The organism is Streptomyces sp. NPDC127098 (assembly GCF_042722465.1).
GTDB classification, from domain to species: Bacteria; Actinomycetota; Actinomycetes; order Streptomycetales; family Streptomycetaceae; genus Streptomyces; species Streptomyces millisiae.
The window spans coordinates 55,674-80,327 of record NZ_JBHXFJ010000016.1 but is presented as its reverse complement, the minus strand read 5'-3'; the positions used below and the strand labels follow the sequence as shown (position 1 = coordinate 80,327).

Sequence of the window (24,654 nt, the reverse complement as noted above, 5' to 3'; positions counted from 1 at the left end):
TCTCCTTGGAAAAGGTCGCACCGTCCGGCTCCGCGCGGTCGCGGGGCACGTTCGCAAGAGGGGTCGTCTCGATGGCCGTCGCCCGTTCCACCCGTCCGCCGGGCCTGCCCCGGCATCTGCCGTCGCTGACCGGGGTGCGCTTCCTCGCCTGCCTCGTCGTCTTCGCGGCCCACGCCCTCGACGCCCCCAGACTGTTCGCCGACCCCAAGCTGCAACGTTTCTTCGGCGAGATGGCGTCCACCGGCACCGTCGCCGTGACGCTGTTCTTCCTGCTCAGCGGCTTCGTGATGACCTGGACGGCGAGGCCGGGCGAGCCGGCCCGCCGCTTCTGGCGGCGGCGCCTGGTGCGGGTGGTGCCCAACCATGTGCTGTGCCTGGCGGCGGCGGCCGTCCTGGTGGCGGCCTGCGGGGTGGGCACGCAGCTGTCCGTCGGGGACGGGCCGTGGCATCCCGGGGCGGTGCTGGCCAACCTGTTCCTGGTGCACGTCTGGGTGCCCAGCGGCGACTTCATCGTGGCCGCCAACCCGGTGACCTGGTCGATGGCCTGCGAGGTGCTGTTCTACCTGCTGTTCCCGGTGCTGATCAGGTGGGTGCGGGCCATCCCGAGGGCCAGGCTCGGCGCCTGGACGCTGGCGATGGTCGCCGCGGCGGCGAGCGTGCCCTGCGTGGCGCAGTGGCTGCTGCCGGCGCCCGCGCCGGTGCCGGGCATGCCGCAGATCTCCCTGGAGCAGTACTGGTTGGCGTACGTCTTCCCGGTCTCCCGGCTGCCGGAGTTCCTGATCGGGATGCTGCTGGCCCGGCTGATCGCCGAGGGCTGGCGGCCACCGCGGCTGCGCCACGTCGCCGCGCTGCCGTTCGTGACGGTCCTGCTGACCCTCCAGATGCCGGCGGTCTTCACGTTCGGGCCGCTGTCCGCCGGACCTGTGGCGCTGGTGGTGGCCGCACTCGCCCACCGTGACCTGCTCGGCCGCGGGCGCTGGCTGAGCAGCGACTGGATGGTGGCGGCCGGCGAGCGCACCTACGCCTGCTACCTCAGCCACTACGTGGTGATCATGTACGTCACGCAGCTGGTCGCGGGTCCCGGCGCGGCCTACGCCACGCCGGTCGCGCTGGGCTACGTGCTGCTGATGGCGGCCCTGACGCTGGCCGCCACCTGGGCGCTGTACCGCTTCGTGGAGCGGCCGGCGATGGAGCGCTGGGCGAGACCGCGCCGCCCGGCCACCGGGGCCGCGGTCCCCGCCCCCGCGGCCGAGCCGGCGAGCAGCACGGCCGCTCAGTCCAGGTAGCCGCGCAGCTGCTCGGCGTAGGCGTGGTCGCGGAGCTTGCTCAGCGTCTTGTGCTCGATCTGCCGGATGCGCTCCCTGGTGACGCCGAACAGCCGGCCGATCTCCTCCAGGGTGCGCGGCCGGCCGTCGAGCAGTCCGTAGCGCAGCTCCACGACCCGCCGCTCCCGGTCCCCGAGGGTGGAGAGCACGGCCTCCAACTGCTCACGCAGCAGCAGGAAGGCGGCGGACTCGGCGGGCGACGGCACGTCGGCGTCCTCGATCAGGTCGCCCAGGTTGACGTCGTCCTCGTCGCCGACCGGCGCCTGGAGCGAGACCGGGTCCTGGGCGAGCCGCAGGATCTCGATGACCCGGGCCGGGGTGAGGCCGAGCAGCACCCCGACCTCCGCGGGGCTCGGCTCGTGGCCGCGCTCCTGGAGGATCCGGCGCTGCGCCCTGATGACGCGGTTGATCAGCTCCACGACGTGCACCGGCACCCGGATGGTGCGGGCCTGGTCGGCGATGGCGCGGGACATGGCCTGTCTGATCCACCAGGTCGCGTAGGTGGAGAACTTGAATCCCCGCGCGTAGTCGAACTTCTCGACGGCCCTGATCAGGCCGAGGTTGCCCTCCTGCACCAGGTCGAGCATGGTGAGGCCGCGCCCGATGTAGCGCTTGGCGACGGAGACCACCAGCCGCAGGTTGGCCTCGATGAGCTGCCGCTTGGCCAACCGGCCGCGCACGATGAGCCGGTCGAGGTCGAGCGCCAGCTGATCGTCGAGGCCGACGCCGGACTCCAGCTTCTCCTCGGCGAACAGTCCGGCCTCGATCCGGCGGGCGAGCTCCACCTCGTCGGCCGCGGTGAGCAACGGTATTCGGCCGATTTCGCGCAGGTACTGGCGGAACAGGTCGCCCGTGCCGGCGGTCGTACCACCGCCCCCGGCGTCGAGCCGCGGGCGCGTCAGCGGCGGGGCCCCGGGGTCACGGACGGCGGCCGGGGCCGCGCTGATGAGCGTCTCGGTCTGCACGGGGCGACCTCCAGTGATCGCGGCACGAGGAGAACACGCGGGGGAAGCACGGGAAGAGCACGGGGAGAACACGATCAGACGGAACGACGGAGCGGCACCGCCCCCAGTGTGCGGTACGGCACACTCCGTCCACGAGGGTCGTGCGTGCCCTTTTTATGTCTCGCTGGTTACGGGACGCCTCCGGCGGGTTGCCTCCGGCGGTTTCGCGGGGTCCCTCCGGGGGTTCTGTGGGGTGGGTTCTTCCCGCCGGTTTATCGGGGCATGGCTCGCTGGCCGCGCCAAGGCCCCCGGTGGGGGCCCGCGCGCCGGAGTGCCTCGGCGGCACAGCGGCGCCCGGTCGACGAGCCCGGTGCCGGTCCGCGCCGCAGCGCGGGCTGCCTTGGCGGTCCGGCGCCGGCTGGCGCAGGCGCCCCGGCTCGGCGCGGAGCGCCGTGGCACGGCGCCTCACGGCGCCGTGAGGCGCGGTACGGCCCGGCGCCGCGGTGCCCGCCGGACCCGCGCGGCTCTCCGCGCCGCAGTGCGGCGCCACCGCGGCGCCACCGCGGCGGGGTTAGAGCGCGGCCACGCCCCGCTCTTTCAGAGCGGTCCGGTACTGGACGAGGGTCCACAGCTCCTGGCGGATGTCGGCGGCCGCCTGGGCGTTGCCCGACTGGGCCTCGGCGCGTCTGGCGGCCGACTCCAGGTCCTCGATGCGGCGGTTGACGGCGGCGAGCCGCACCTCGACGAGGTAGTGGCCGGCCAGGTGGTCGAGCTCCCGCTGCCGGCGGGAGGCGACCACGGACTCCACGGCCAGCTCGTTGATCATGACGCGGACGGTGTCGTCGGGGGCGGCGTCGCGCAGCCGCTCCAGGTAGCCGTCGTCCGCGGCGCCGACCCCGCCGGCCTCCGCGATCAGGCCCCGGATCAGCGCATAGGGCGGGGCGGTGAACTCGTCCACGCCGTAGGCGTCGAAGGCGGGGGCGACGAGCTGGGGGAACTGGATCGCGAACTTCAGCAGCTCGCGCTCCTGGACGTAGACCGGGCTGCGCAGGTTCAGCGGGGGGCCGCCGCGCCGGGCGGTGGCGGCGGGTGCCGGGGTCTCGGGCTGCGGCTGGCGCCTGGCCTCGCCGCCGGCGGCCCGCTGCCGCTCGCGGCCCCAGCGGGCCAGCTGGCCGATGCGGCGGATCACGAACTGGGTGTCCGGGTTGCCGACGATGTGGGCGAGCCGGACGCCGTAGTCGTGCCGGATGGACGGGTCCTTGATCTGCGCGATCAGCGGTGCCGCGTGCTCCAGGGCCGCCGCGCGGCCCTCCACCGTGTCCAGGTTGTGCCGGGCGGCGATGGAGCGCATGGCGAACTCGAAGAGCGGCGTGCCGGAGTCGACCAGCTCCCGCACGGCCTCGTCGCCCTTGGCGAGCCGCAGCTCGCACGGGTCCATGTTGTCCGGGGAGACGGCGATGGAGGTGCGGGCGGCGAACTTCTGGTCGTCCTCGAAGGCGCGCAGCGCGGCCTTCTGGCCGGCCGCGTCCCCGTCGAAGGTGAAGACGACCTCGCCCGCGCTGTGCGCGTCCGAGTTGTCGAGCAGGACCCGGCGGAGGATCTTGACGTGTTCGCCGCCGAAGGCGGTGCCGCAGGTGGCGATCGCGGTGGGGACACCGGCCAGGTGGCAGGCCATCACGTCCGTGTAGCCCTCGACGACGACCGCCCGGTTGCTCTTGGCGATGTCCCGCTTGGCCAGGTCGATGCCGTAGAGCACCTGGGACTTGCGGTAGATCGGGGTCTCCGGCGTGTTCAGGTACTTGGGCCCGTTGTCGTCGTCGCGGAGCCGGCGGGCGCCGAAGCCGATCACCTCGCCCGTGATGTCCCTGATGGGCCAGATCAGCCGGCCGCGGAAGCGGTCGATGGGGCCGCGCCTGCCGTCCTGCGCGATGCCGGAGAGGATGAGCTCCTTGTCGGTGAAGCCGCGGCCGCGCAGGAAGCGGACCGCGTGGTCCCAGCCGGCCGGGGCGTAGCCGACGCCGAAGTGCTGGGCGGCGGCCTGGTCGAAGCCGCGCTCGGTGAGGAAGCGGCGGCCGATCTCGGCCTCGGGCGAGGCGAGCTGCTCCGCGTAGTACTGGGCGGCGACCTTGTGCGCCTCGATCAGGCGGGTGCGCTCGCCCTGCTGGCGGCCGACGCCGTAGCCGCCCTGCTCGTAGCGGAGGGTGATGCCGGCCTGGGCGGCCAGCCGCTCGACGGACTCGGCGAACGACAGGTGTTCGACCTTCATGACGAAGGTCAGCGTGTCGCCGCCCTCCTGGCAGCCGAAGCAGTGGAAGAGGCCCTTGCTCGGACTGACCTGGAACGAGGGGGACTTCTCGTCGTGGAAGGGGCACAGGCCCTTCAGGTTCCCGCCGCCGGCGGGTCGCAGCTGAAGGTACTCGGAGACCACGGCGTCGATCGGGACCGCGTCCCTGACCGCCTTCACGTCCTCGTCGTTGATCCTGCCCGCCACGTCAGAAGTCTACGACCGGCCGCCGACAGCCGGGACCGTCGCCCAGGGCCTGTCCTTTGGATCTTCGTGGATCAGCGAGCGGCGGATGGCTCCCCCAGCTAACGGCCCCCAGCTAACGCTGGGAGGTGCCCCCAGGGAGGTGCCCCCATTCGCTGGCAAGGCGCCCCACGCGGCGGAGCCGCACGTCGGCCGCGGCGCAGCTCGTACTTGGCCGTACTCGCGCGCGGCGTCGATATGCCGCTCCGCGGCGTGGGGCAACGCGGCCAGCCGGGATGCCTGGGGGCACCTCCCAGCCTCCCCCAGACTCCGTCCGGGGGGACCCCCATGGCTGGGGGCCCGTCGCGAGCCCGCGAAGATCCGGAGGACAGGCCCTAGGGCCGGGGGATGTTGCGGAGGTTGGAGCGGGCCAGCTGCGTCATCCGGCCGACGCCGCCGGCCAGCACCATGCGGCTGGCGGAGAGGGCGAAGCCGGTGACCATCTCGGCCTTGATCTTGGGCGGGATGGACAGCGCGTTGGGGTCGGTGACGACGTCCACCAGGGCAGGGCCGCGGTGGCGGAACGCGTCGCGCAGCGCGCCGCGCAGTTCCTTGGGCTTCTCGACGCGGATGCCGTGGGCGCCGGCCGCGTTGGCGATGGCGGCGAAGTCGGGGTTGCGGTTGGTGGTGCCGTACGCCGGCAGCCCGGACACCATCATCTCCAGCTCGACCATGCCGAGCGAGGAGTTGTTGAAGAGGACCACCTTCACCGGCAGGTCGTACTGGACCAGGGTGAGGAAGTCGCCCATCAGCATGGCGAATCCGCCGTCGCCCGACATGGAGACGACCTGCCGGCGGCGGTCGGTGAACTGGGCGCCGATCGCCTGGGGCAGGGCGTTGGCCATCGAGCCGTGGCTGAAGGAGCCGATCACCCGGCGGCGGCCGTTGGGAGTGAGGTAGCGGGCGGCCCAGACGTTGCACATGCCGGTGTCGACGGTGAACACGGCGTCGTCGGCGGCCTCCTCGTCGAGGACGGCGGCCACGTACTCGGGGTGGATCGGCACGTGCTTCTCGACCTTGCGGGTGTAGGCGTGCACGACGCCCTCCAGCGCCTCCGCGTGCTTGCGCAGCATCCGGTCGAGGAAGCGGCGGTCCTTCTTCTCCTTCACGCGCGGGGTGAGGCAGTCCAGGGTCTCCTTGACGTCGCCCCAGACGGCGAGGTCGAGGGTGGAGCGGCGGCCGAGGTGTTCGGGGCGGACGTCGACCTGGGCGATCCGCACGTCGTCGGGGAGGAAGGCGTTGTACGGGAAGTCGGTGCCGAGCAGGATCAGCAGGTCGCACTCGTGGGTGGCGTCGTAGGCGGCGCCGTAGCCGAGCAGCCCGCTCATGCCGACGTCGAACGGGTTGTCGTACTGGATGAACTCCTTGCCGCGCAGCGCGTGGCCGATGGGCGACTTGACGCGTTCGGCGAAGCGCATCACCTCGGCGTGCGCGCCGGCCGTGCCGCTGCCGCAGAACAGGGTGACGCGGCGCGCCTGGTCGACCATCCTGGCCAGCGCGTCGATCTGGTCGTCCGAGGGGCGGACGGCCGGGCGGCTGGTGACCAGGGCGTGCTCCTCGGCGCGCTCCGGCACCTGCTCGGCGGCGATGTCGCCGGGCAGCGCGACGACGCTGACGCCGCCACGGCCGATGGCGTGCTGGACGGCGGTCTGCAGGACGCGCGGCATCTGGCGGCGGTTGGAGATCAGCTCGCAGTAGTGGCTGCACTCGCGGAACAGCTGGTCGGGGTGGGTCTCCTGGAAGTAGCCGGTGCCGATCTCGGAGCTGGGGATGTGGGAGGCGAGCGCGAGCACCGGGGCCATCGAACGGTGGGCGTCGTAGAGGCCGTTGATGAGGTGGAGGTTGCCCGGGCCACAGGAGCCGGCGCAGGCGGCGAGTCGGCCGGTGACCTGGGCCTCGGCGCCGGCCGCGAAGGCGGCGGCCTCCTCGTGCCTGACCTGGATCCAGTCGATGGCGGAGTTGCGGCGGACGGCGTCCACCACGGGGTTGAGGCTGTCGCCGACGACGCCGTAGAGCCGGCGCACACCGGAGCGGACGAGGATGTCGACGTACTGCTCGGCCACGGTCTGTTTCGCCATAGGGCGAACTTACCCCCGATGCACCGGAATCGCCTGATGTGTCAGTCGATGTGGAGCACCTGGGAGACCGGGCGGCGCGGGGTGGCCGGCACCGGCGGGCCGTATCCGAGGCGCAGCACGACGTGCACCTGGCCCATCGAGGAGAGCGGGTCGCGCACGGTCCAGCGCAGGTCGGACCACTCGACGGCCTCGGAGCTGAGCGCGGTGGAGAGCCCTTCGCGGGTGGCGAGCAGCAGCACCCGCTCCAGGGCCTGGCCGGCCCTGATCCAGTCGGTCGGCCGGTCCTCGGCGGTGCCGAGGAGGGCGAGCTGCGGGGCCTCCTCGTACTCGACGGCGGAGGTGTCGTGGAGCTCGGCGGGGACGGGGCGGCCGGTGAAGTCGTGCCCCGGCGGGGTCTCGGTCCACTCGGAGAGCTCGGCGGAGCGGCCCGGGTCGGCGAGGTCGCGACCCTCGGCGTCGTGGATCAGGTCGAGCACGGTCTCGGTGTGCCAGGCGGAGGGGAAGTGCAGCTGGGCGCCCTCGCGCTCGGCGGCGTCCCGCAGGTGGGCGCGGACGGGGTCGGGGACGCGCTCGTCGCAGAACGGGAGCCGGCTGGTGCGGCGGCGGCGTATCTCGTCGTAGAGCTCGCCGAGCCCGGACCCGGGCCCGTCCTCACCGTCGGCCCCGCTCACCAGCGTGACGGTGGCGAGCAGTCGCGGGTCGTAGCGGTCGGGCAGCAGGGTGGTGTCGGCGTCGAACCCGGCGTGGGCTGCGGCGACCCGGAGGTTGAGCAGGGCGGCGCCGCAGCCCATGTGCAGCGCGCGCCCGTGCGGGTCGGAGTGTGGCAGGGCGTGGTCGAGGGCGGCGCGGACCTGCACCACGCCGCTCTCGCTGAGGTAGCGGAAGCGCCAGGGTTGGGCGTTGTGCAGGGAGGGCGCGGCCGTGGCCGCCCTGATCAGGGAGGTCACGGTCTGCTTCCCCGGGGTTCTCGCCCGCACTCGGCTCCTTCCGTCAGGAGCGCCGCCACCCATCACCTATCACCCGATTTGCCCTATAAGCGTCTTTTTTAAGGCTAGCTCATTCGGCCTCACTCGGCGAGCAACGAGGTGAGCGGCGTCTCCGGGTCCCCCAGGGCCGCCGGGTCCACCGGTTCCGGCGATCTGACCAGGCGCTGGATGGGGTCCGTGACGTCCCAGACGTTCACGTTCATGCCGGCGAGCACCCGGCCCTCGCGCAGCCAGAAGGCGATGAAGGCGCGTTTCCCCACGTCCCCCCTGAACACCACCTGGTCGTAGGCGCCGGGCGGGGCCCAGCCCGAGTACTCAAGGCCGACGTCGTACTGGTCGGAGAAGAAGAACGGCACCCGGTCGTAGGTGACGTCCCGGCCCAGCATGGCGCGGGCGGCGGCGGGTCCCGAGTTGAGCGCGTTGGCCCAGTGCTCGACCCGGCGGCGGCCGGTCCCCGGCTCGGGCAGCGCGACGGAGGCCACGTCGCCGGCGGCGTAGATCAGCGGGTCGCTGGTGCGCAGCGAGGTGTCCACGGCGATGCCGCCGCCGGCCTCGGCCGCCAGCGCGAGGCCGGCCGCCGAGGCCAGCGCGGTGCGGGGCGCGGCGCCGATGGCGGCGAGCACGGCGCGGGCCGGCAGCTCACGGCCGTCGTCGGTGCGCACCGAGGCGACCATGCCGTCCTTGCCGGTGATCTCGGTCAGCCGGGCGCCGAAGACGAACCGGACCCCGTGGTCGCCGTGCAGGTCGGCGAAGAACCGGCCGAGCTCGGGGCCGAGCACCCCGTGGAGCGGGGTGGGCTCCGGCTCGACGACGGTGACCGGCACGCCCAGGGCGCTGGCCGCGGCGGCGACCTCCAGGCCGATCCAGCCGGCGCCGGCGATCACCAGGCCCGGGTCGTCCCCCGAGGGGCCGCCGGTCAGCACGCCGCGCAGGTGGTCGGCGTGCGCCAGCCGGCGCAGGTGGTGCACGCCGGCCAGCTCGGTGCCCGGCACGTCGAGCCGCCGCGGCTCGGCGCCGGTGGCCAGCAGCAGCGCGTCGTAGGACAGCCGGGTGCCGTCGCCGAGCCGCACCTCGCGGGCCTGCCGGTCGATGGCCACGGCCGGCTGCCCCAGGTGGAGCTCGACGCGGTGGTGCGCGTACCAGGACGGCTCGTGCACGTAGACGCTGTTCCGCTCGGCGCGGCCGACGAGGTAGTCCTTGGACAGCGGGGGCCGCTCGTAGGGGTGCTCGTGCTCGTCGCCGATCAGTATCACCCGCCCGGAGAACCCCTCCTCCCGCAGCGTCTGGGCCGCCTTGGCCCCGGCGAGACCGCCGCCGATGATCAGAAACGTCCGGTGTGCTCCGTCCACGCAACGCCTCCTGAGCGTCTGCCTGCCGCTCCCCGCGTGCTCCGGGGGCGGATCTCCCAGGAGACTGCCCCGAGCAGGGGGCCTCGCAAAAGGGCGGCGACGAAAAGAAGGCCACGTCCGCCCCGGGCGCCCCGTATCACTCGGGGGAGCGGCCCCCGGGCGTGAGCCGCGCGTGGAGGGAGCGCGCGGCGGCGTCGGTCAGCGCGGCGATCTGGTCCACCACCACCCGCAGCCGCTCCCGGTCATCGCCGGCGGCGGCGAACAGCGCCCGGTACTGGGGGTCGAGGCCGACGGGGGCACGGGCCAGCAGGGCCGCGCCGAGCTCGGCGAGCAGCTCGCGCTGCCGCCCCCGCAGCCGCTCCTGGTCGGGGCGCTGCATCACGTGGACGTCGGCGACGGCCTTGAGCACCGCGCACTCCAGGCGGGTGGCCGGCGGGACGACGAGCTCGGCGGCGTAGCGGCGCAGCGGCCCCGGGCCGTACCGCTCACGGGTGGCGCGCTCGGCGGCCAGGCAGAAGCGGCCGATCAGCTGGCTGGTGGCGTCCTTGAGCCGGGCCAGGGACAGGGCGCTGCCGTCGTAGCCGTGCGGCCACCACTCCTGGGCGAGCAGCCGGTCGAGGGCGGCGGCGAGCTCGGCCTCGGCCGTGCCGTCCGGCGCGTAGCGGGCGGCGGCGACCGCGAACACCTCGCGGCGCTCGGGCCCGGCCACCAGCAGCGTGGGGTCGAGGTGGCCGGCGTGCAGCCCGTCCTCGACGTCGTGCACGGAGTAGGCGACGTCGTCCGACCAGTCCATCACCTGGGCCTCGAAGCAGCGGGCGCCGGCCGGGGCGGCGCCGTGCCGCAGCCAGTGGAAGACGGGCAGGTCGTCCGGGTAGACGCCGTACTTGGGCGAGTCGGGCCTGGTGGGGTGGGCGCCGCGCGGCCAGGGGTACTTGGTGGCGGCGTCCAGGGTGGCGCGGGTCAGGTTGAGGCCCAGCGGGTGGCCGTCCTTCTCCCGCAGCCGCTTGGGTTCGAGCCTGGTCAGCAGCCGCAGCGACTGGGCGTTTGCCTCGAAGCCGCCCGCGGCGGCGGCGATGGTGTCGAGGGCCCGCTCGCCGTTGTGGCCGAACGGCGGGTGGCCCAGGTCATGCGCCAGGCAGGCGGCCTCGACGATGTCGGGGTCGCAGCCGAAGGCGGCGCCGAGGTCGCGGCCGATCTGGGCGCACTCCAGGGAGTGGGTGAGCCGGGTGCGGGGCGCCGTGTCCCACAGGTGGTGACGGTCGGCGGCGTCCGGGGTGACGACCTGGGTCTTGCCGGCGAGCCGGCGCAGCGCGGCCGAGTGCTGGACGCGGGCCCGGTCGCGCTGGAAGGCGGTGCGCCCGGGGCGCTTGTCGGGCTCCGGGTCGTAGCGCTCGGCGTCGGCCGCCGCGTATCCACTCGCCTGGTGCATGCCCCGACCGTAACCCCCGGGGGTGACAGGGGGCGGGTCAGGGCGCGAAGGCGAGGCTGGCGTGGCGCGCGCCGCCCGGGCGGCCGGCCGCCGGCCTGGGGACGCCGACGGCGCGGTCGTAGCGGTGCAGCAGCAGCCTGGCCAGCGCGGGGTGGTTGCCGAGCGGCGCGGCGACCACGCCGGGCGCGGCCTCGGCGCAGCGGGTGGCGAACAGCCCGGGCGCGACGAAGCACGAGGCGACGGCGATCTCCCGGTGTCCGGCCTCGCGCAGCCGCTCCACCGCCTCGGGGACGGTGGGCCGGGCGGCCGAGGCGTAGCCGGGCAGCACGGGCACGCCGCCGAGGCGGGTGGCGAGCATCTGCGCGGTGTACTCGGTGCCGGCGCTCGACTCGGGGTCGTTGGAGCCGGCCGCGGCCAGCACCACGGGGGTGCCGCGCCGGTAGCCGGCCTCGACGAGCCGGCTGTGCAGGGCCTCGGCGAGCAGCGGGTGTGGGCCGATCGTGGCGGCGGTGCGGGTGCGCAGGTGGGGGGCGCCGGCCAGCACGGAGGGGAGGTCGTGCTTGACGTGGTAGCCCCGGCTGAACAGCAGCGGCACGAGCACGGCCCGGCCGCGCAGCGCGGCGAGGGTGTCGGTCAGCAGCGGCTCGTCGTTCTCCAGGTGGCCGAGTTCGACGCGCAGCCCGGCTCGTAGCGCGCGGACGCGCCGGACCAGCGCGCGCACGGCCTGCTCGGCGCGGGGGTCGGGGGAGCCATGGGCGACGGCGACCAGGGTCGGCTGGGGGCGGCTGCTGCTCATGCCGCCAGCGTGAGCCCGTTCCGTTGCGGGGACATTGCCTGGACGTCACCAATGGCCACAGCTGTGCTCACGGTCCCCCGGGGCGCGGGCTGAGCACCCCTCTGGAGTTGCGGGGAGCGCGGCGCCCGGCAGCATGGAGGCATGGACGACCTCACCGAGTTGGCCGAGCGGCACCTGGCCCTGGCACACGCCGCCGAGCACGGCCGCAGCGCCCACCTGTTCCTGCGGGACGGGCCGCTGCGGCAGAGCGTGATCGCGCTGACCGCCGGCGCGGAGCTCGAGGAGCACGCCGCCCCGCCGGCCGCCAGCCTCCAGGTGGTGCGCGGCCGGGTGCGGCTCGTCGCCGCCGAGGGCGACGTGGAGCTGCGCTCGGGGCAGCTGATGAAGATCCCGCAGACGCGGCACGGGCTCCGGGCGATGGACGACTCGGTGGTGCTGCTGACCTCGGTGACGGCCAGCCCGGAGCCGGTGGTCGTATACGACACCCGACGGGAGAGCCACCCCGCGTAGCGGTGGCACGGGAAAGCGTCAGCCGCGCGCCAATCCATTCAGTGTGATGATCTGACCGGCATAGGAGAGTCCGGCCCCGAATCCGAAAAGCAGTACGCCTTCGTCATCGGCGACCGAGCGCTTTTCACTCATGCGGGACAACGCCAGCGGAATGGTGGCCGCCATCGTGTTTCCGGTGTCGACGACATCGGTGGCCACGTAGTTCTCCTCCCTGAGCTTCAGATGGGTCGCGAGCGCGTTGATGATGCGCAGGTTCGCCTGGTGGGGAATGAAGGCCGCCAGCTGGTCGGGCGCGATGCCGGCCCGGTCGCAGATCCGGCGCGCCATCGGGCCGAGACCGCTGGCCCAGCGGTAGACCGCGGGACCGTTCTGCCGGAGCACGCCGTCGGTCGCGTCGATGGTGATCAACTCGCCGCGCTCACCCGCGGAACCCCACAACACCGGGCCGATGCCCGGCTGTTCGGCCGGCTGGAGGACGGCGGCGCCGGCGCCGTCCGCGAACAGCACGGCGGTGTCGCGGTCGGCCCAGTCGAGGAAGGCGCTGGCCTTGTCCGCGCCGACGACCAGGACGCCCCGGCTGGCCCCGGTACGGATCAGCGAGTCGGCGGTGGCCAGCGCGTAACAGAAGCCCGCGCAGGCGGCGTTGACGTCGAACGCGGAGGGCTCGGGGAGGCCGAGCCGGCCGGCGACCCGGGTCGCGACGCTCGGCATCGTGGACTCCGGCGTGGAGGTGGCCACGAGCACCGTGTCGACGGTGCCGTCCGGCACCTTCTCCAGCGCCCGCCGGGCGGCCGCGGTCGCCAGGTCGGCGACGGTCTCGCCCTTGTCCGCGATGCGGCGTTCCCTGATGCCGGTTCTTGACACGATCCATTCGGCGTCCACGGTGAGCCTGGACGCGACTTCCTCGGAGGTGAGGACGGTGGCCGGGAGAAAATGCCCGAGGGAAACGATCCGCGCCCCCGGGGCCGCAGGGGAAAGTGCGATGGTCGCCATTATGTTCAATTTCCTGTCAGAGACAGCGTCCGAGATCCAGCCGACTATATCTGGAGTGCTCGCGCCGCCCGGTAAAAGGATTCCCGAGTTCGGCCACCGCGACGCGGAAATCGCCCGACGATCGGCCGGCTGCCGCGAACGTCACGCCCCGTCGCGGAACTGGCTCGGGCTGATTCCGCGCTCACGCTTGAAGGCGGTGCTGAGCGCGAACGCGCTGCCGTACCCGACCCGGCGCGCCACCGACTCCACGGTGGCGTCCGGCGCGCGCAGCAGCTCGGCCGCCATGTCGAGCCGCAGGCCGGTGAGATGGGTCATCGGCGGCTCACCGACCAGCGCGGTGAAGCGGCGACCGAGGGCGGCCCGGGACGCGCCGACCCTGGCGGCCAGCGAGGCCACCGTCCACGGGTGCGCCGGGTGGTCCCGCATCAGCCGCAGCGCCCCACCCACCACGGGATCGCCGTACGCCCGGTACCACGCTGGCGCCTCGGCCTCCGGCCGGGCGAACCAGGCGCGCAGCGCGGAGATCACCAGCAGGTCGAGCACCCGGTCGAGGACCACGTCCTGCCCCGGCTCGTCGCGCACGATCTCGGCGGCGAGCACCGGCATCAGCGGACAGTCCCACTCGCCCTCCCGCACCACCGCCACGGGCGGCAACGCCCGCAGCAGCGAACCGGTGACCTCCCCCGCCAGCTGGTAGGTGCCGACCAGCAGCTCGGTCGCGCCCGCGCCGCCCGAGCCCCAGGTGCGCACGCCCCGGTCGAGCGCGTCGCACAGGTCCTCGCCGGTCGGGCCGACCCCGCACCCGCCCGGTTCGATGAACGCCTCGGGCGCGGTGGCCGGGTCGTCCGCCACCAGGCAGCTCGCGCCACCGGAGAGCACCGCGAGGTCGCCCTGTTCGAGACGCACCGGAGCGCCGCCCTCCGGCACCAGCCAGGTGAGGCCGCGCGTCACGCACAGCACGGTCAAGGGCGCCCGGTCGCGCGCCAGCACGCCCCACGGCGGGTCGAGCAGCACCCGCATCAGGAAGGCCCCGCGGGCGCGCGGCCCCGCCAGCAGGCTCCCCAGCACGTCCATGTGACCAGCCTAGACGGGTGAGACGATCGCTTATGCGGGCGAGCCGCGCGGCGATGTCCCTCGGCCGCGGGGCCCGGTGGGATGGCCCCATGACCGAGAACCACCACATCCTCGTCCTCGGCGGCACCGGCAAGACCGGCCGCCGCGTCGCCCGCCTGCTGCCGGGGGCCCGGGTCGGCTCCCGCGCCGGCACCCCGCCCTTCGACTGGACCGACCGGGCCACCTGGGACGCCGCGCTGGCCGGCACCAGGGCCGCCTACCTCGCCTACTACCCCGACATCACCGTGCCGTGGGCCGCCGAGGTGCTCGGCGCCTTCGCCGAGCGGGCGGCCAGCGCCGGCGTCGAGCGCCTGGTGCTGCTCTCGGCGCGCGGCCTGCCGGCGGCCCACCCCGCCGAGCAGGCGGTTCGCGAGGCCGGCACCGGCTGGACGATCCTGCGGGCCAGCTGGTTCTGCCAGAACTTCAGCGAGGAGTTCCCCGTCGTCGGCGTCCGCGAGCGGGACGAACTGCTGCTGCCGGCCGCGCCCGACACCGTCGAGGCCTTCGTCGACGCCGACGACATCGCGGACGTCGCGGCGGCGGCCCTCACCGGGGACGGGCTGGACGGCCGGACCCTGGAACTGACCAGCGCCCGCGCGCTGTCCATGGCCGAGTCGGCGGCGGAGCTGAGCAAGGCCACCGGCCGCGAGATCCGCTACCGCGAGATCACGCCGAACGCCTACGCCGCCCACCTGACCACCGAGGTCGGCCTGTCCCCCGAGGAGGCGGGCATGCTCGCCGCCCTCTTCCGCGACGTGCTCGACGGCCGCAACGCCGCCGTCACGGACGACGTCACCCGGGCACTCGGCCGCCCCGCGCGTGACTTCACGGACTACGCCCACGCGGCGGCGCCGGCCTGGCGGCCTACCGCCCCGAAGGACCGCCAGCCCGGACGAGCCTGAGGGGCCGGGGCCTTCGGCCCCGAAGGAACGGCCAGCCGGCCCCGTGTCGGGGCCGGTCCGGCCCGAAGGACAGCCGGACCAACCGGGCCTTGGCCCACGGCCGCACGGGCCGCACCGCCTCACGCAGCGAAGCCCGGACGACGCCGGCCCCGGCAGGCCCTGGACCACGTGGTGGCCACGGCGCTTCGACCCGCAGACCGGCACCAAGGCCGGGTGGCCGCGCCGCCTCGATCAGTGGTCTCCCAGGGGCCCGGGCGCCAGCCCGGACGACATCGAACCCGGCAGGACCCGGACGCGTGGTGGCCGAGGTCCTTCGGACCAGTAGGCCGGCAGGCCGGCCCCGCTCCGCACGGGCTCGGACGGCACCAGGAACCGCGATCCCCCACGGCCGGGCCGGCCGCACCACCCCGGGCGCCAGCCCGGACAGCGCACCAGACCCGGCAGGCCCGGGACGCCCGGGGGCCCAGGCCCTTCGGACCAGTAGGCCGGCAGGCCGAACCCGCACCACCCCGGGCACCAGCCCGGACAGCGCACCAGACCCGGCAGGCCCCGGACGCGCGAGGGCCCAGGCCCTTCGGACCAGTAGGCCGGCAGGCCGATTTCGTACCGCCTGGTGGACCACTTGTGCCACAGCGCGGTTCGATGATGTGATGGCCCGGCCAGCTCGCCGATCAGGGAGGGACGACCGTGGCCGAGGCCGACTCGGGTGGTGTCCGCAGTGTGCAACGCGCCGTGGAGTTGCTCGCGCTCTTCGACGGCGAGCATCCGAGCCGCTCCGTGCGTGAGTTGACCGACGAGACCGGCCTGCCGAAGAGCACCGTGGTGCGCCTGGTGCACACGCTGGAGCAGGCCGGTCTGCTGTGGAGCCGGGGCGACGGCCAGCTCGTCCCCGGTTCAGGTCTGCTGCGCTGGGCCGAGCTGGCCGGCAGGACGTGGCGGCTGCCGGAGGAGGCGCTGCGGCGCCTCGCGGAGCTCAGCGCGGCGAGCCGGGGCGAGACCGTGAGCCTCTACGTGCGGCAGCGGAACACCCGGGTGTGCGTCGCCCGCCACGAGGGGACGCGCAGCCTGCGGCACGTCGTGCACGTCGGGGCCGAGATGCCGCTGTGGTCCGGCGCCGCCAGCCATGTCCTGCTCTCCCGGGCCGACCGCGCCGACGTCGCGGCGGTCGCGGCCCGCGCCCCGCACGAGGGCTGGGACGAGCTCCTGTGGGAGCGTGCCCGCGCCGCGGCCGCGAACGGCTGGTCGGTCAGCCACGGGGAGCGCGAGCCGGGCGTGTCGGGTCTCGCGGCCCCGGTGTTCGACCGCTCGGGGCGGCTGACCGCGGCGGTCGGCCTCGGCGGCCCCACCGTCCGCTTCACGGACGAGGCCGTCGCCGCGCTGCTGCCCTCGCTGACGGACGCCGCGCAGGTCCTGACCACCCTCGACTGCATCGGAGGCACCGCCTGATGTCGACCGCCCTACTGGAAGGCGTCCGGGTCCTCGACCTCACCAACGTGCTCGCCGGGCCGTTCGCCGGTTACCAGCTCGCCCTGCAGGGCGCCGACGTCGTCAAGGTGGAGATGCCGGGGTCCGGGGACCTCGCCCGCCAGCTGGGCGCCGACCGCGCCCTCGCGGACGAGCTGTTGGGCGCCTCGTTCCTGGCGCAGAACGCCGGCAAGCGCTCGGTCACGCTCGACCTCAAGGACCCGGAGGGCCGTGAGGCGCTGCTGCGCGCCGTGCGGGAGGCGGACGTGCTGCTGGAGAACTTCCGCCCCGGCGTGATGGAGCGGCTCGGCCTCGGTTGGAAGACGTTGCGCGCCGAGAACCCGGGGCTCGTCTACTGCGCCATCTCCGGCTTCGGGCAGACGGGGCCGATGCGGGACCGCCCGGCGTACGACCAGATCGTCCAGGGCCTGAGCGGCATGATGAGCGTGACCGGCACCGAGGAGACGGCCCCGCTGCGCGCGGGCTTCCCGGTCGCCGACACCCTCGGCGGGATGGCCGCCGCCTACGCGGTGGCGGCCGCCCTCGTGCGGCGCGGCCGCACCGGGGAGGGCGCGTTCGTCGACGTCTCCATGCTGGAGGCGGCGCTGACGGCGATGGGCTGGGTGACGTCCAACTACCTGATCACCGGCCGCGAGCCGCGTCCGATGGGCAACGAGAACTTCACCGCGGCGCCCTCCGGCACCTTCGCGACCGCCGACGGGCACCTGAACATCGCCGCCAACCGGCAGCAGCAGTACGCCACCCTGTGCCGCCTGATCGGCCGCGAGGACCTGACGTCCGATCCGCGGTTCGCCCACCCCGCGGACCGGAAGGCGCACCGCGAGGCGCTGCGCGTCGAGGTGGAGTCCGCGCTGGCCGCCCGGCCGGCCGTCGAGTGGGAGGAGATACTCTCCGACGCCGGCGTCCCGGCGGCCCGGGTGCTCTCCGTGCCGGAGGCCCTCGGCCTCGACCAGCTGGCCGCCCGCGACTTCGTGCTTGACCTGCCGTTCCCCGACGGCCGCGAGCGCCCGCTGAGCGTCCTCGGCAGCCCGGTGCGGGTCGACGGGGAGCCGGTACGGGCCCCCGCTCCCCCGCCGTTGCTCGGCGAGCACACCGACGCGGTCCTGACCGAACTCGGCTACGACCGGCGGCGGATCGCCGGGCTGCGGGAGCGAGGCGCGATATGAGCGAGCGGGAGGACCGGGAGGAAGCCGTGAGCGAGCCGATGATCGAGGAGCGCCGCGTCACCGACTGGTGGTCGACGGCGGTGACCGAGATCCAGCCGGGGCGGATCGCGCTGCGCGGCTATCCGGTCGAGCGGCTCATCGGCCGGGTCACCTTCGCGGAGCAGATCTGGCTGATGCTGCGCGGCGAGCTGCCGACGCCGGCCCAGGGCCGGCTGCTGGAGGCGGCGTTGGTGGCCGCGGTCGACCACGGCCCGCAGGCGCCGTCGATCGCCGCGGCCCGGATGGCGGCGACCTGCGGCGTCGGCCTGAACAGCGCCGTCGCGACCGGCGTCGGGCTGCTCGGGGACGTGCACGGCGGCGCGGGGCAGCAGTGCATGGAGGTGCTGGCGCGCGTCGTCGACGGCGCGGACGCCGGGGCCGTGGTCGCGGAGTTCCGGGAGCGCCGCGCCTACGTGCCGGGCTTCGGTCACCGCTTCCACCCCCGCGACCCGCGGCGCGACCCGCTGCTCGCGCTCGTCCGGGAGGCTGTCGACGAGGGGGCGGTGGCGGGCCGCGCGCTGGCGGCCGGGCTGGCGATCGAGGCGGCGCTGGCCGAGGGCAGGAGCCGCCCCGTGCCGATGAACATCGACGGGGCCACCGCCATCATCTACGCGGAGCTCGGCTTCCCGCCCGAGCTGGGGCGCGGCCTGTTCGTCCTCTCCCGCAGCGTCGGCATCCTCGCCCACGCCTGGGAGGAGAAGGAGGGCGGCGCCCGCATCAAGGGGCCGCTCCCCCGGCCGCTGCTGGCGGGCTACCACGGCGCCCCCGCGCGGGAGCTGCCTGACGACCGCTGAGGCCGCGCTCAGCCGAGGTGGGCGAGGATGTGGTCGGCGGCCTCGGTCGCCATGCGGCGCAGGGCCTCCGCCGTCTGGGCCCCGGTGTGCGGGGTGATGACGACGGTGGGCTCCGCCCGCAGCGGGTGGTCGTCGGGCAGCGGCTCGACGACCGTCACGTCGAGCCCGGCGCCCGCCAGGTGGCCCCGGCGGACCGCTGTGAGCAGGGCGTCCTCGTCCAGGATCCCGCCGCGTGAGGTGTTGACGACGACCGCGCCGGCGGGCAGCGCGAGGAGCTCGGGCAGCCCGACCAGGCCGCGGGTCCCGGGGACCAGCGGCACGTGCAGGCTGAGGTTCTCGGCGTGGGCCAACAGGTGGGGCAGGTCGACGGGTTCGGCGCCGGCGGCGGCGATCTCGGCCGCCGGCACCATCGGGTCGTGGGCCAGCACCCGCATGCCGAAGCCGTGGGCGCCGATGGCGGCGACCCGGCGGGCGATCCGGCCGAAGCCGAGCAGCCCGAGCGTGGCGCCGGAGAGCTCCCGGCCGGTGATCGCGGCCCTGGTGTCGCCCTCGTTGCGCACCGCGACGCCGATGCCGCGCCGGACGGCAAGCAGCAGTGCCACGGCGTGCTCGGCGACCGACTGCGCGTTGGCCGTCGGCGTGGTGGTGACGGCGATCCCCAACTCCCGGGCGCGGTCCACGTCGACGGTGTCGAGGCCGACGCCGTGCCGGGCCACGACGCGCAGCGCCGGGGCGCGGGCCATCATCTCGCCGTCGACCCGCTCGGTGCGGAGCAGGATCGCCGCGACCCGGTCGCTGACCTCGTCGAACGAGGCCGGCGCCGCGCCGTAGCCGAGGCGCACCTCGGCGACGGCGGCGAGCCGGCGGACGGCGTCCTCGTGGACCGGTCGCGGGATCCAGACCAGGGGCCGGTCAGCCACGGGGCACCAGCCGCTGGTTGGCGGCGCGGCGCTCGGCCTCGCCGGCGATGAGCCCACGCGCGCCGTCGACGACCTCGTCGATCCGGGCGCGGGGGACGATCGCCACGCCGTCGTCGTCGCCGAGCACCCAGTCCCCCGGCGCGACCGGGACGCCCCCGACGGCGATCGGCTCGCCGATCCGGAAGGGGCCGGTCTTCCAGGGGCCCGCCGGGGTGACCGCCCGGGCGAAGACCGGGACGCCGAGTCCGGCGAGCTCCGCGACGTCGCGGGCCGCGCCGTCGAGCACGATGCCGCCGACCCGGAGCGCCCTGGCCTTCTGCACCACGAGCTCGCCGATCAGGGCCCGGGTGGTGTCCCCGCCGCCGTTGACGACGAGCACCTCGCCGCGCCTGATGGTCTCGAACGCCGTGTGCAGGCCCTTGTTGTCCCCGGGCCGCGTCCACACGGTGAACGCGGGGCCTGACAGCGTCGCGCCGGGCCACAGCGGGCGTATGCCGTCGGCGACCCCGAAGCGGTCCATGGCGTCGGAGACGGTGGCGACGGGCAGCGCGCCGGGCGTCGGATAGTCGTGCACGGTTCTCCCTGGTGGTTGGGCTGGGGGTGGTTCCGTCGGTCAGTAGAGGGCCGGCGGCAGCCCGGTGCGCGCGATGTCCTCGGCGCAGCGCCGCACGGCGTGCACGAAGCCGGGGATCCGGTCGTCGGTGAACCGCACCGTGGGGCCGCCGAGGGCGAGCACCGACGTCCGCGCGGGCGGGCGTCCTCCGGTGGCCGGGACCGGGACCGCGAGGCCGCTGTTGCCGGCCTCGCGGTGTCCGTGGGAGAGGCTCCAGCCCTGCTCTGCGGCGCTCGCCACCCCCTTGCGGAGGGCCGCGGCGTCGCCGCCGGCCTCGGCGACGATCCGGTCGATCAGCCCGTCGCGGTCCGCCGGTGGTTCGAGGCTCAGCAGCACGTAGGCGGCTGACCCGACCGACATCGGCAGCTCGTCGCCCTGCTGCACGGCGTGCCGCAGGGTGTTGGGGCTCGGCACCTGGCCGACCACGACCCGGCGCGTGCCCTCCCGCACGTAGAGGCTCACCGTCTCGCCGGTCTCGGCGGCCAGCGCCTGCATCCGGGCCAGGGAGGCGGGCGGCACGGTCCACGCGGCGTCCGCGAAGGCGGCGAACGCGATCAGCCGGGCGCCGACCCGGATCTGCCCGTCCGCGCCGGACTCCAGCAGGCCCTCGGCGGCCAGGGTGTCGACGAGCCGCAGCACGGTGGTCCTCGGCAGGCCCGTCTCGCGCACGAGGTCGGCGAGCGAGAGCGACATGCGTTCGGGGGTGAAGGCGCGCAGCACCGCCCAGGACCGGCTCACCGCGCGGATGCCGCCGCCCGCGCCGTCGGCACTCTCCGTGACGTCCGTGGTCACAACCCGCCCCTTTCCACGATCGATTCGACCCGAAGGGTTGTATACCACCTGGCGGTCATCTATATCTACTAGGCGGACACCCCCGGTGTCGCAAACCATGAGAATCCACGCCACAAGGGAGTGACCGTGCGGAAGAAACGTCCCGTCCTCGAGGTCCTGGGGGTCGTGGCCACGCTGGTGCTCGCGGCGTTCGCCGCCGTGGACGCCAGCGGCTCCACCTCAGGAGCCACCCCGAGGTCGAAACTGACCGTGATGGCGCCGGCGGCGCCGGGCGGCGGTTGGGACCTCGCGTCGCGGGAGCTCCAGCAGGCGCTGCGCGCCGGCTCGATCGTGAACAACGCCCAGGTCGTCAACGTGCCGGGGGCCGGCGGCACCATCGGCCTCGCCCAGTTCGCCGAGATAGGCCCCGACCCGACGCAGCTGATGATGACCGGCACGGTCATGGAGGGCGCCATCACCGTCAACGGCTCGTCCGTCGACCTGCTCGACACCACGCCCATCGCCCGGCTCGCCGAGGACTACGAGGTGCTCGTCGTCCCCGCGGACTCCCCCTTCGAGACCCTCGACGACCTGCTCGACGCCTGGCGGGACGACCCGCACGGCCTCGCGATCGGCGGCGGCGGGCTCGGCGGCACCGACCACCTGCTCGTCGGCCTCACCGCCCGCGCGGCGGGCATCGACCCGGCACAGCTCAACTACGTGTCGTTCGCGGGCGGCGGCGAGGTGATGACCGCGCTGCTCTCGCACACCGTCGCGGTCGGCGTCAGCGGCTACAACGACTTCCGCGACCAGATCGAGGCGGGCAACCTGCGGGCGCTCGCCGTCTCGGCCGAGGAACCGGTGCCGGGCATCGACACCCCGACCCTCGTCGAGCAGGGCATCGACGTGGCCCTGCCCAACTGGCGCGGCGTGGTCGCCCCGCCCGGCATCAGCGACGCGGAGCGGGCGGAGCTGATCTCCATCGTCACCGAGATGACGGAGACACCGGAGTGGGCGGACGCGCTCTCCCGCCACCGCTGGGTCGACAGCCTGCTGACCGGCGACGAGTTCACCACGTTCATCCGCGAGGACCAGGCCAGGGTCGACGCGATCATCGAGGAGTTGGGCCTGTGAGCACCGTGAGCACCACAGAGGAACTCGCCTCCCGCGGCGGGCCAGGGGAGTTCCTGCGCCGCCGCACGGGGCTCGTCCTCCCGCTGCTGATGCTGCTGGTCGGCGTCGTGCTGGCGGTCGGCACGGTCACCATGGACGTGCCGGACAACGTCGCCTGGCCGGGCCCCCGGCTGTTCCCCACGGTCATCTCGATCGCCTGCTTCGTCTTCGCCGTGCTGATGGCCGTGGACGTGCTGCGCCACCCAGAGCCCGAGCGGGTGGCCGCGCACACCGACGAGGCGGACGGGGCCGACGAGACCGACGCCGAGGAGACCCGGGTCAGGAGCAACCGGCCCGCGGTGCTCGCGCTCGTCGGCACGCTCGTGGCCTTCATCGTGGTGCTCGACCCGCTCGGCTGGCTGCTCTCCGGCAGCCTGCTCTTCTGGGGCGTCGCCCGAGCCCTCGGCAGCCGCCGCCCGCTGTTCGACGTGTTCCTGTCGATCGCCGTCTCCTCGATCGTGCAGCTCGCCTTCTCCGCGGGCCTCGGTCTCAACCTTCCCCCGGGCGTACTCGCAGGAGTTTTCTGATGGACTCACTGGCCAACCTCGGCGACGGCTTCCTCACCGTCCTCACGCCGATGAACATGCTCTGGGTGCTGGTCGGCGCGCTGCTCGGCACCGCGGTGGGCGTCCTGCCAGGGCTGGGCTCGGCGATGGCGGTGGCGCTGCTGCTGCCCGTCACGTTCTCGCTCGACCCGATCGGCGCGTTCATCATGTTCGCCGGCGTGTTGTTCGGCGGCCTCTTCGGCGACTCGATCTCCGGCATCCTGATGAACACGCCCGGCAACAGCACCGCCATCGCCGGGACGATCGAGGGCCACAAGATGGCGCGGACCGGGCGCGCGGCGCAGGCGCTGGCGACCTCCGCGATCGCCGCGTTCATCGGCGGCATCCTCTCCTCCGTACTCGTGGTCTTCTTCGCCCCGTCACTGGCCGACCTGGCCACCCTGTTCGGCCCCGAGGAGTACCTGGCGCTCGCGGTGTTCGCGTTCGTCGCGATCTCGGCCGTGGTCGCCGAGTCGCTGGTGCGCGGCCTGACGGCGCTGGTGATCGGCCTGGCGATCGCGCTGGTCGGCGTCGACGGCATGTCCGGCGCCGCCCGCTTCACCGGCGGCCAGCCCGAACTGTTCGACGGCATCAACATCGTGGTGATCACCGTCGGGCTGCTCGCCCTCGGCGAGGTGATCGCGGTCGCCGCGCGGCGCGGCACCCGGCAGGACACGGAGCTCATCCCGTCCGGCGGCCGACTCTGGCTCTCCCGCGAGGAGTTCCGGCTCGCGCTGCCGGCGTGGCTGCGGGGCAGCGCCATCGGCGTGCCGTTCGGCATCATCCCGGTCGGCGGCTCGGAGGTGCCGACGTTCCTCGCCTACGGCACCGAGCGGCGGCTGGCCTCCCGCAAGCCGGGCTCGATGTTCGGCAAGGGCGCCATCCAGGGCGTCGCGGGGCCCGAGGCGGCGGGCAACGCCACGGCGGGCACCGCCATGGGCGCGCTGCTGGCGCTCGGCCTGCCGACGTCGGCCACGGCGGCCGTGATGCTCGCCGCGTTCCGGCAGTACGGCCTCCAGCCGGGTCCGCTGCTCTTCGAACGGGCCAGCGAGCTGGTGTGGGCGCTGCTCGCCAGCTTCTTCATCGGCATGGTCGTCCTGCTGATCCTCAACCTGCCGTTCGCGCCGCTGTGGGCGAAGCTGCTGAAGCTGCCGCGGCACTACCTGTACGCCGGCATCACGGTCTTCGCGATGCTGGGCGTGTACGCGACCAGCAGCAAGCTGCTCGACCTGGTGCTGGTGCTGGCCATCGGCCTGCTGGGCTTCGCGATGCGCCGCTACGGGCTGCCGGTCGCTCCGGTGCTGATCGGCGTCATCCTCGGGCCGCTCGCCGAGACGGAGTTCCGGCGGGCGATGGCGGTCAGCGAGGGCGACCCGACGGTCCTGGTCTCCAGCCCGATCGCGGCCACGCTCTACGCGGTGCTGGTCCTCGGCGTCGGCGCGTTCCTCATCCAACGCCGGAGCGCTGCGCTGGCCAAAGCGGCGTAGTCGCGCCGCGACCGCGCGCCGCCGACGGCGGCTGCGCGTCGGCTGCGCCGCCCGGCCGGCGGGCGCCGGGCCATGCCCGGCGCTCACGCCGGGGGGCCGGTCCCGCGGTCGCGCCGCCGGCGCGAAGAGCCGGCAGGCGCCCGGGCCATGCCCGGCGCTCCGGCCGGGCGGCCCGGCCCCGCGTGGCGGGCTCGCCACGACACATGGCCCAGGCACGGACGCGGACCACGGCCGCGAAGCGCCGGCCGCCCACGCGGCAAGCCGACACGCACCGCCCGCGAGACCACAGGCTGCGGCAACCTGGCGGCCCTTCGAACCGGCAGGCCGGCAGGCCAAACCCGCAGCAGCGGGGTGCCGGCTACCCACGCGGCAAGCCGACAGGCACCCGGCCACGCCAAGGCCCGGCCCACGAGACCACAGGCCGGAACCGGCCGTCAGGCCACGGCCGGCCCGAGGGGCCGCCCCTTCGGATCGGCAGGCCGGCAGGCCAAACCCGCAGCGGCGCGGTGCCGGCGGCCGGCCCGAGGCCCACCAACCTGACGCCCCTTTGAACCGGCAGGCCGCCAGGCCGAACCGACAGCGGCGCAGTGGCAGCCGCGTGCGCGGCAAGCCGACAGGCATCCGGCCACGCCAAGGCCCGGCCCACGAGACCACAGGCCGCGACCAGCCGTCAGGCTCCGGCGAGCCCGAAGGGCACACCAACCTGGCG

The 24,654-nt window shown here is 74.4% G+C and carries 21 protein-coding genes; 9 read left to right on the top strand and 12 right to left on the bottom strand.

Going from position 1 to position 24,654, the window contains the following annotated elements:
* Positions 1 to 71: 71 nt before the first annotated feature.
* A complete protein-coding gene (locus ACFWI8_RS13250; protein ID WP_387089713.1) occupies positions 72 to 1,286 on the top strand; it encodes an acyltransferase family protein in 1,215 nt (404 codons plus the stop codon).
* Here the strand turns inward: ACFWI8_RS13250 and ACFWI8_RS13245 are convergent.
* From ACFWI8_RS13245 to ACFWI8_RS13215, 7 genes are all read right to left on the bottom strand, one after another.
* Positions 1,274 to 2,308 carry an RNA polymerase sigma factor gene (locus tag ACFWI8_RS13245; protein ID WP_387089828.1) on the bottom strand — a complete coding sequence of 345 codons (1,035 nt, stop codon included), beginning with the start codon at positions 2,306 to 2,308 and terminating at the stop codon, positions 1,274 to 1,276. The two genes, ACFWI8_RS13250 and ACFWI8_RS13245, sit on opposite strands and share 13 nt — an antisense overlap.
* A gap of 532 nt (positions 2,309 to 2,840) precedes the next feature.
* Complete coding sequence (dnaG, locus tag ACFWI8_RS13240) at positions 2,841 to 4,760, bottom strand: DNA primase (RefSeq protein WP_387089710.1); 1,920 nt, start codon at positions 4,758 to 4,760, stop codon at positions 2,841 to 2,843.
* Positions 4,761 to 5,131: 371 nt separating this feature from the next.
* Positions 5,132 to 6,874 (bottom strand): pyruvate dehydrogenase, encoded by a 1,743-nt coding sequence (locus tag ACFWI8_RS13235; protein ID WP_311599363.1) that lies wholly within the window; start codon positions 6,872 to 6,874, stop codon positions 5,132 to 5,134.
* A 41-nt stretch (positions 6,875 to 6,915) separates the two neighbouring features.
* The gene (locus tag ACFWI8_RS13230) at positions 6,916 to 7,851 is read right to left on the bottom strand and encodes a nitroreductase family protein (protein WP_387089707.1); all 936 of its coding nucleotides are present in this window, start codon (positions 7,849 to 7,851) and stop codon (positions 6,916 to 6,918) included.
* Between the two features lie 89 nt (positions 7,852 to 7,940).
* Positions 7,941 to 9,209 (bottom strand): NAD(P)/FAD-dependent oxidoreductase, encoded by a 1,269-nt coding sequence (locus tag ACFWI8_RS13225; protein WP_387089704.1) that lies wholly within the window; start codon positions 9,207 to 9,209, stop codon positions 7,941 to 7,943.
* A gap of 136 nt (positions 9,210 to 9,345) precedes the next feature.
* Entirely contained in the window at positions 9,346 to 10,638 is a 1,293-nt protein-coding gene (locus tag ACFWI8_RS13220) for a deoxyguanosinetriphosphate triphosphohydrolase (protein ID WP_387089701.1), read from the bottom strand.
* 37 nt (positions 10,639 to 10,675) lie between these two features.
* Entirely contained in the window at positions 10,676 to 11,434 is a 759-nt protein-coding gene (locus ACFWI8_RS13215; RefSeq protein WP_387089699.1) for a sirohydrochlorin chelatase, read from the bottom strand.
* Between the two features lie 141 nt (positions 11,435 to 11,575).
* Here ACFWI8_RS13215 and ACFWI8_RS13210 point away from each other — a divergent pair, with 141 nt between their 5' ends.
* Positions 11,576 to 11,944, top strand: a complete 369-nt coding sequence (locus ACFWI8_RS13210; RefSeq protein ID WP_387089697.1) for a cupin — start codon at positions 11,576 to 11,578, stop codon at positions 11,942 to 11,944.
* Between the two features lie 18 nt (positions 11,945 to 11,962).
* Here the strand turns inward: ACFWI8_RS13210 and ACFWI8_RS13205 are convergent, their stop codons facing one another.
* Together ACFWI8_RS13205 and ACFWI8_RS13200 are read right to left on the bottom strand one after the other, a co-directional pair.
* A complete protein-coding gene (locus ACFWI8_RS13205) occupies positions 11,963 to 12,937 on the bottom strand; it encodes a beta-ketoacyl-ACP synthase 3 (protein WP_387089694.1) in 975 nt (324 codons plus the stop codon).
* 141 nt (positions 12,938 to 13,078) lie between these two features.
* The gene (locus ACFWI8_RS13200; RefSeq protein WP_387089692.1) at positions 13,079 to 14,011 is read right to left on the bottom strand and encodes a cupin domain-containing protein; all 933 of its coding nucleotides are present in this window, start codon (positions 14,009 to 14,011) and stop codon (positions 13,079 to 13,081) included.
* An 89-nt stretch (positions 14,012 to 14,100) separates the two neighbouring features.
* On the opposite strand from ACFWI8_RS13200, the gene ACFWI8_RS13195 reads away from it, so the two are divergent.
* The 4 genes from ACFWI8_RS13195 (at position 14,101) to ACFWI8_RS13180 (ending at position 18,436) form a co-directional block, all read left to right on the top strand.
* The gene (locus ACFWI8_RS13195; protein ID WP_387089690.1) at positions 14,101 to 14,952 is read left to right on the top strand and encodes an NmrA family NAD(P)-binding protein; all 852 of its coding nucleotides are present in this window, start codon (positions 14,101 to 14,103) and stop codon (positions 14,950 to 14,952) included.
* 687 nt (positions 14,953 to 15,639) lie between these two features.
* Positions 15,640 to 16,398 (top strand): IclR family transcriptional regulator, encoded by a 759-nt coding sequence (locus ACFWI8_RS13190; RefSeq protein WP_387089688.1) that lies wholly within the window; start codon positions 15,640 to 15,642, stop codon positions 16,396 to 16,398.
* Positions 16,398 to 17,603: a CaiB/BaiF CoA transferase family protein gene (locus ACFWI8_RS13185; protein ID WP_387089686.1), complete on the top strand. Its 1,206-nt coding sequence runs from the start codon at positions 16,398 to 16,400 to the stop codon at positions 17,601 to 17,603. The genes ACFWI8_RS13190 and ACFWI8_RS13185 overlap by 1 nt, the downstream gene beginning before the upstream one ends.
* On the top strand, positions 17,600 to 18,436 hold the full coding sequence (locus tag ACFWI8_RS13180) for a citryl-CoA lyase (RefSeq protein WP_387089684.1): 837 nt from the start codon (positions 17,600 to 17,602) through the stop codon (positions 18,434 to 18,436). Before ACFWI8_RS13185 ends, ACFWI8_RS13180 begins: the two co-directional genes overlap by 4 nt.
* Before the next feature lie 8 nt (positions 18,437 to 18,444).
* On the opposite strand, the gene ACFWI8_RS13175 is transcribed toward ACFWI8_RS13180, so the two are convergent.
* The 3 genes from ACFWI8_RS13175 to ACFWI8_RS13165 are packed head-to-tail and all read right to left on the bottom strand — an operon-like array spanning position 18,445 to position 20,761.
* The gene (locus ACFWI8_RS13175; protein ID WP_387089682.1) at positions 18,445 to 19,356 is read right to left on the bottom strand and encodes an NAD(P)-dependent oxidoreductase; all 912 of its coding nucleotides are present in this window, start codon (positions 19,354 to 19,356) and stop codon (positions 18,445 to 18,447) included.
* Positions 19,349 to 19,930 (bottom strand): RraA family protein, encoded by a 582-nt coding sequence (locus ACFWI8_RS13170; protein ID WP_387089679.1) that lies wholly within the window; start codon positions 19,928 to 19,930, stop codon positions 19,349 to 19,351. Before ACFWI8_RS13170 ends, ACFWI8_RS13175 begins: the two co-directional genes overlap by 8 nt.
* 39 nt (positions 19,931 to 19,969) lie before the next feature.
* A complete protein-coding gene (locus ACFWI8_RS13165) occupies positions 19,970 to 20,761 on the bottom strand; it encodes an IclR family transcriptional regulator (protein ID WP_387089677.1) in 792 nt (263 codons plus the stop codon).
* Between the two features lie 126 nt (positions 20,762 to 20,887).
* On the opposite strand from ACFWI8_RS13165, the gene ACFWI8_RS13160 reads away from it, so the two are divergent.
* The 3 genes from ACFWI8_RS13160 to ACFWI8_RS13150 are packed head-to-tail and all read left to right on the top strand — an operon-like array spanning position 20,888 to position 23,945.
* On the top strand, positions 20,888 to 21,874 hold the full coding sequence (locus ACFWI8_RS13160) for a Bug family tripartite tricarboxylate transporter substrate binding protein (RefSeq protein ID WP_387089674.1): 987 nt from the start codon (positions 20,888 to 20,890) through the stop codon (positions 21,872 to 21,874).
* Positions 21,871 to 22,440, top strand: a complete 570-nt coding sequence (locus ACFWI8_RS13155) for a tripartite tricarboxylate transporter TctB family protein (RefSeq protein ID WP_387089671.1) — start codon at positions 21,871 to 21,873, stop codon at positions 22,438 to 22,440. The genes ACFWI8_RS13160 and ACFWI8_RS13155 overlap by 4 nt, the downstream gene beginning before the upstream one ends.
* The gene (locus ACFWI8_RS13150; protein ID WP_387089668.1) at positions 22,440 to 23,945 is read left to right on the top strand and encodes a tripartite tricarboxylate transporter permease; all 1,506 of its coding nucleotides are present in this window, start codon (positions 22,440 to 22,442) and stop codon (positions 23,943 to 23,945) included. The genes ACFWI8_RS13155 and ACFWI8_RS13150 overlap by 1 nt, the downstream gene beginning before the upstream one ends.
* The last annotated feature ends 709 nt before the right edge of the window (positions 23,946 to 24,654 follow it).

What these genes read in the sequence shown, in the direction of transcription:
- ACFWI8_RS13250 (WP_387089713.1), top strand. Translation starts at nt 72, where the DNA reads ATGGCCGTCGCCCGTTCCACCCGTCCGCCGGGCCTGCCCCGGCATCTG.
- ACFWI8_RS13235 (WP_311599363.1), bottom strand. Translation starts at nt 6,874, where the DNA reads ATGGCGAAACAGACCGTGGCCGAGCAGTACGTCGACATCCTCGTCCGC.
- ACFWI8_RS13220 (WP_387089701.1), bottom strand. Translation starts at nt 10,638, where the DNA reads ATGCACCAGGCGAGTGGATACGCGGCGGCCGACGCCGAGCGCTACGAC.
- ACFWI8_RS13215 (WP_387089699.1), bottom strand. Translation starts at nt 11,434, where the DNA reads ATGAGCAGCAGCCGCCCCCAGCCGACCCTGGTCGCCGTCGCCCATGGC.
- ACFWI8_RS13210 (WP_387089697.1), top strand. Translation starts at nt 11,576, where the DNA reads ATGGACGACCTCACCGAGTTGGCCGAGCGGCACCTGGCCCTGGCACAC.
- ACFWI8_RS13205 (WP_387089694.1), bottom strand. Translation starts at nt 12,937, where the DNA reads ATGGCGACCATCGCACTTTCCCCTGCGGCCCCGGGGGCGCGGATCGTT.
- ACFWI8_RS13200 (WP_387089692.1), bottom strand. Translation starts at nt 14,011, where the DNA reads ATGGACGTGCTGGGGAGCCTGCTGGCGGGGCCGCGCGCCCGCGGGGCC.
- ACFWI8_RS13195 (WP_387089690.1), top strand. Translation starts at nt 14,101, where the DNA reads ATGACCGAGAACCACCACATCCTCGTCCTCGGCGGCACCGGCAAGACC.
- ACFWI8_RS13185 (WP_387089686.1), top strand. Translation starts at nt 16,398, where the DNA reads ATGTCGACCGCCCTACTGGAAGGCGTCCGGGTCCTCGACCTCACCAAC.
- ACFWI8_RS13180 (WP_387089684.1), top strand. Translation starts at nt 17,600, where the DNA reads ATGAGCGAGCGGGAGGACCGGGAGGAAGCCGTGAGCGAGCCGATGATC.
- ACFWI8_RS13150 (WP_387089668.1), top strand. Translation starts at nt 22,440, where the DNA reads ATGGACTCACTGGCCAACCTCGGCGACGGCTTCCTCACCGTCCTCACG.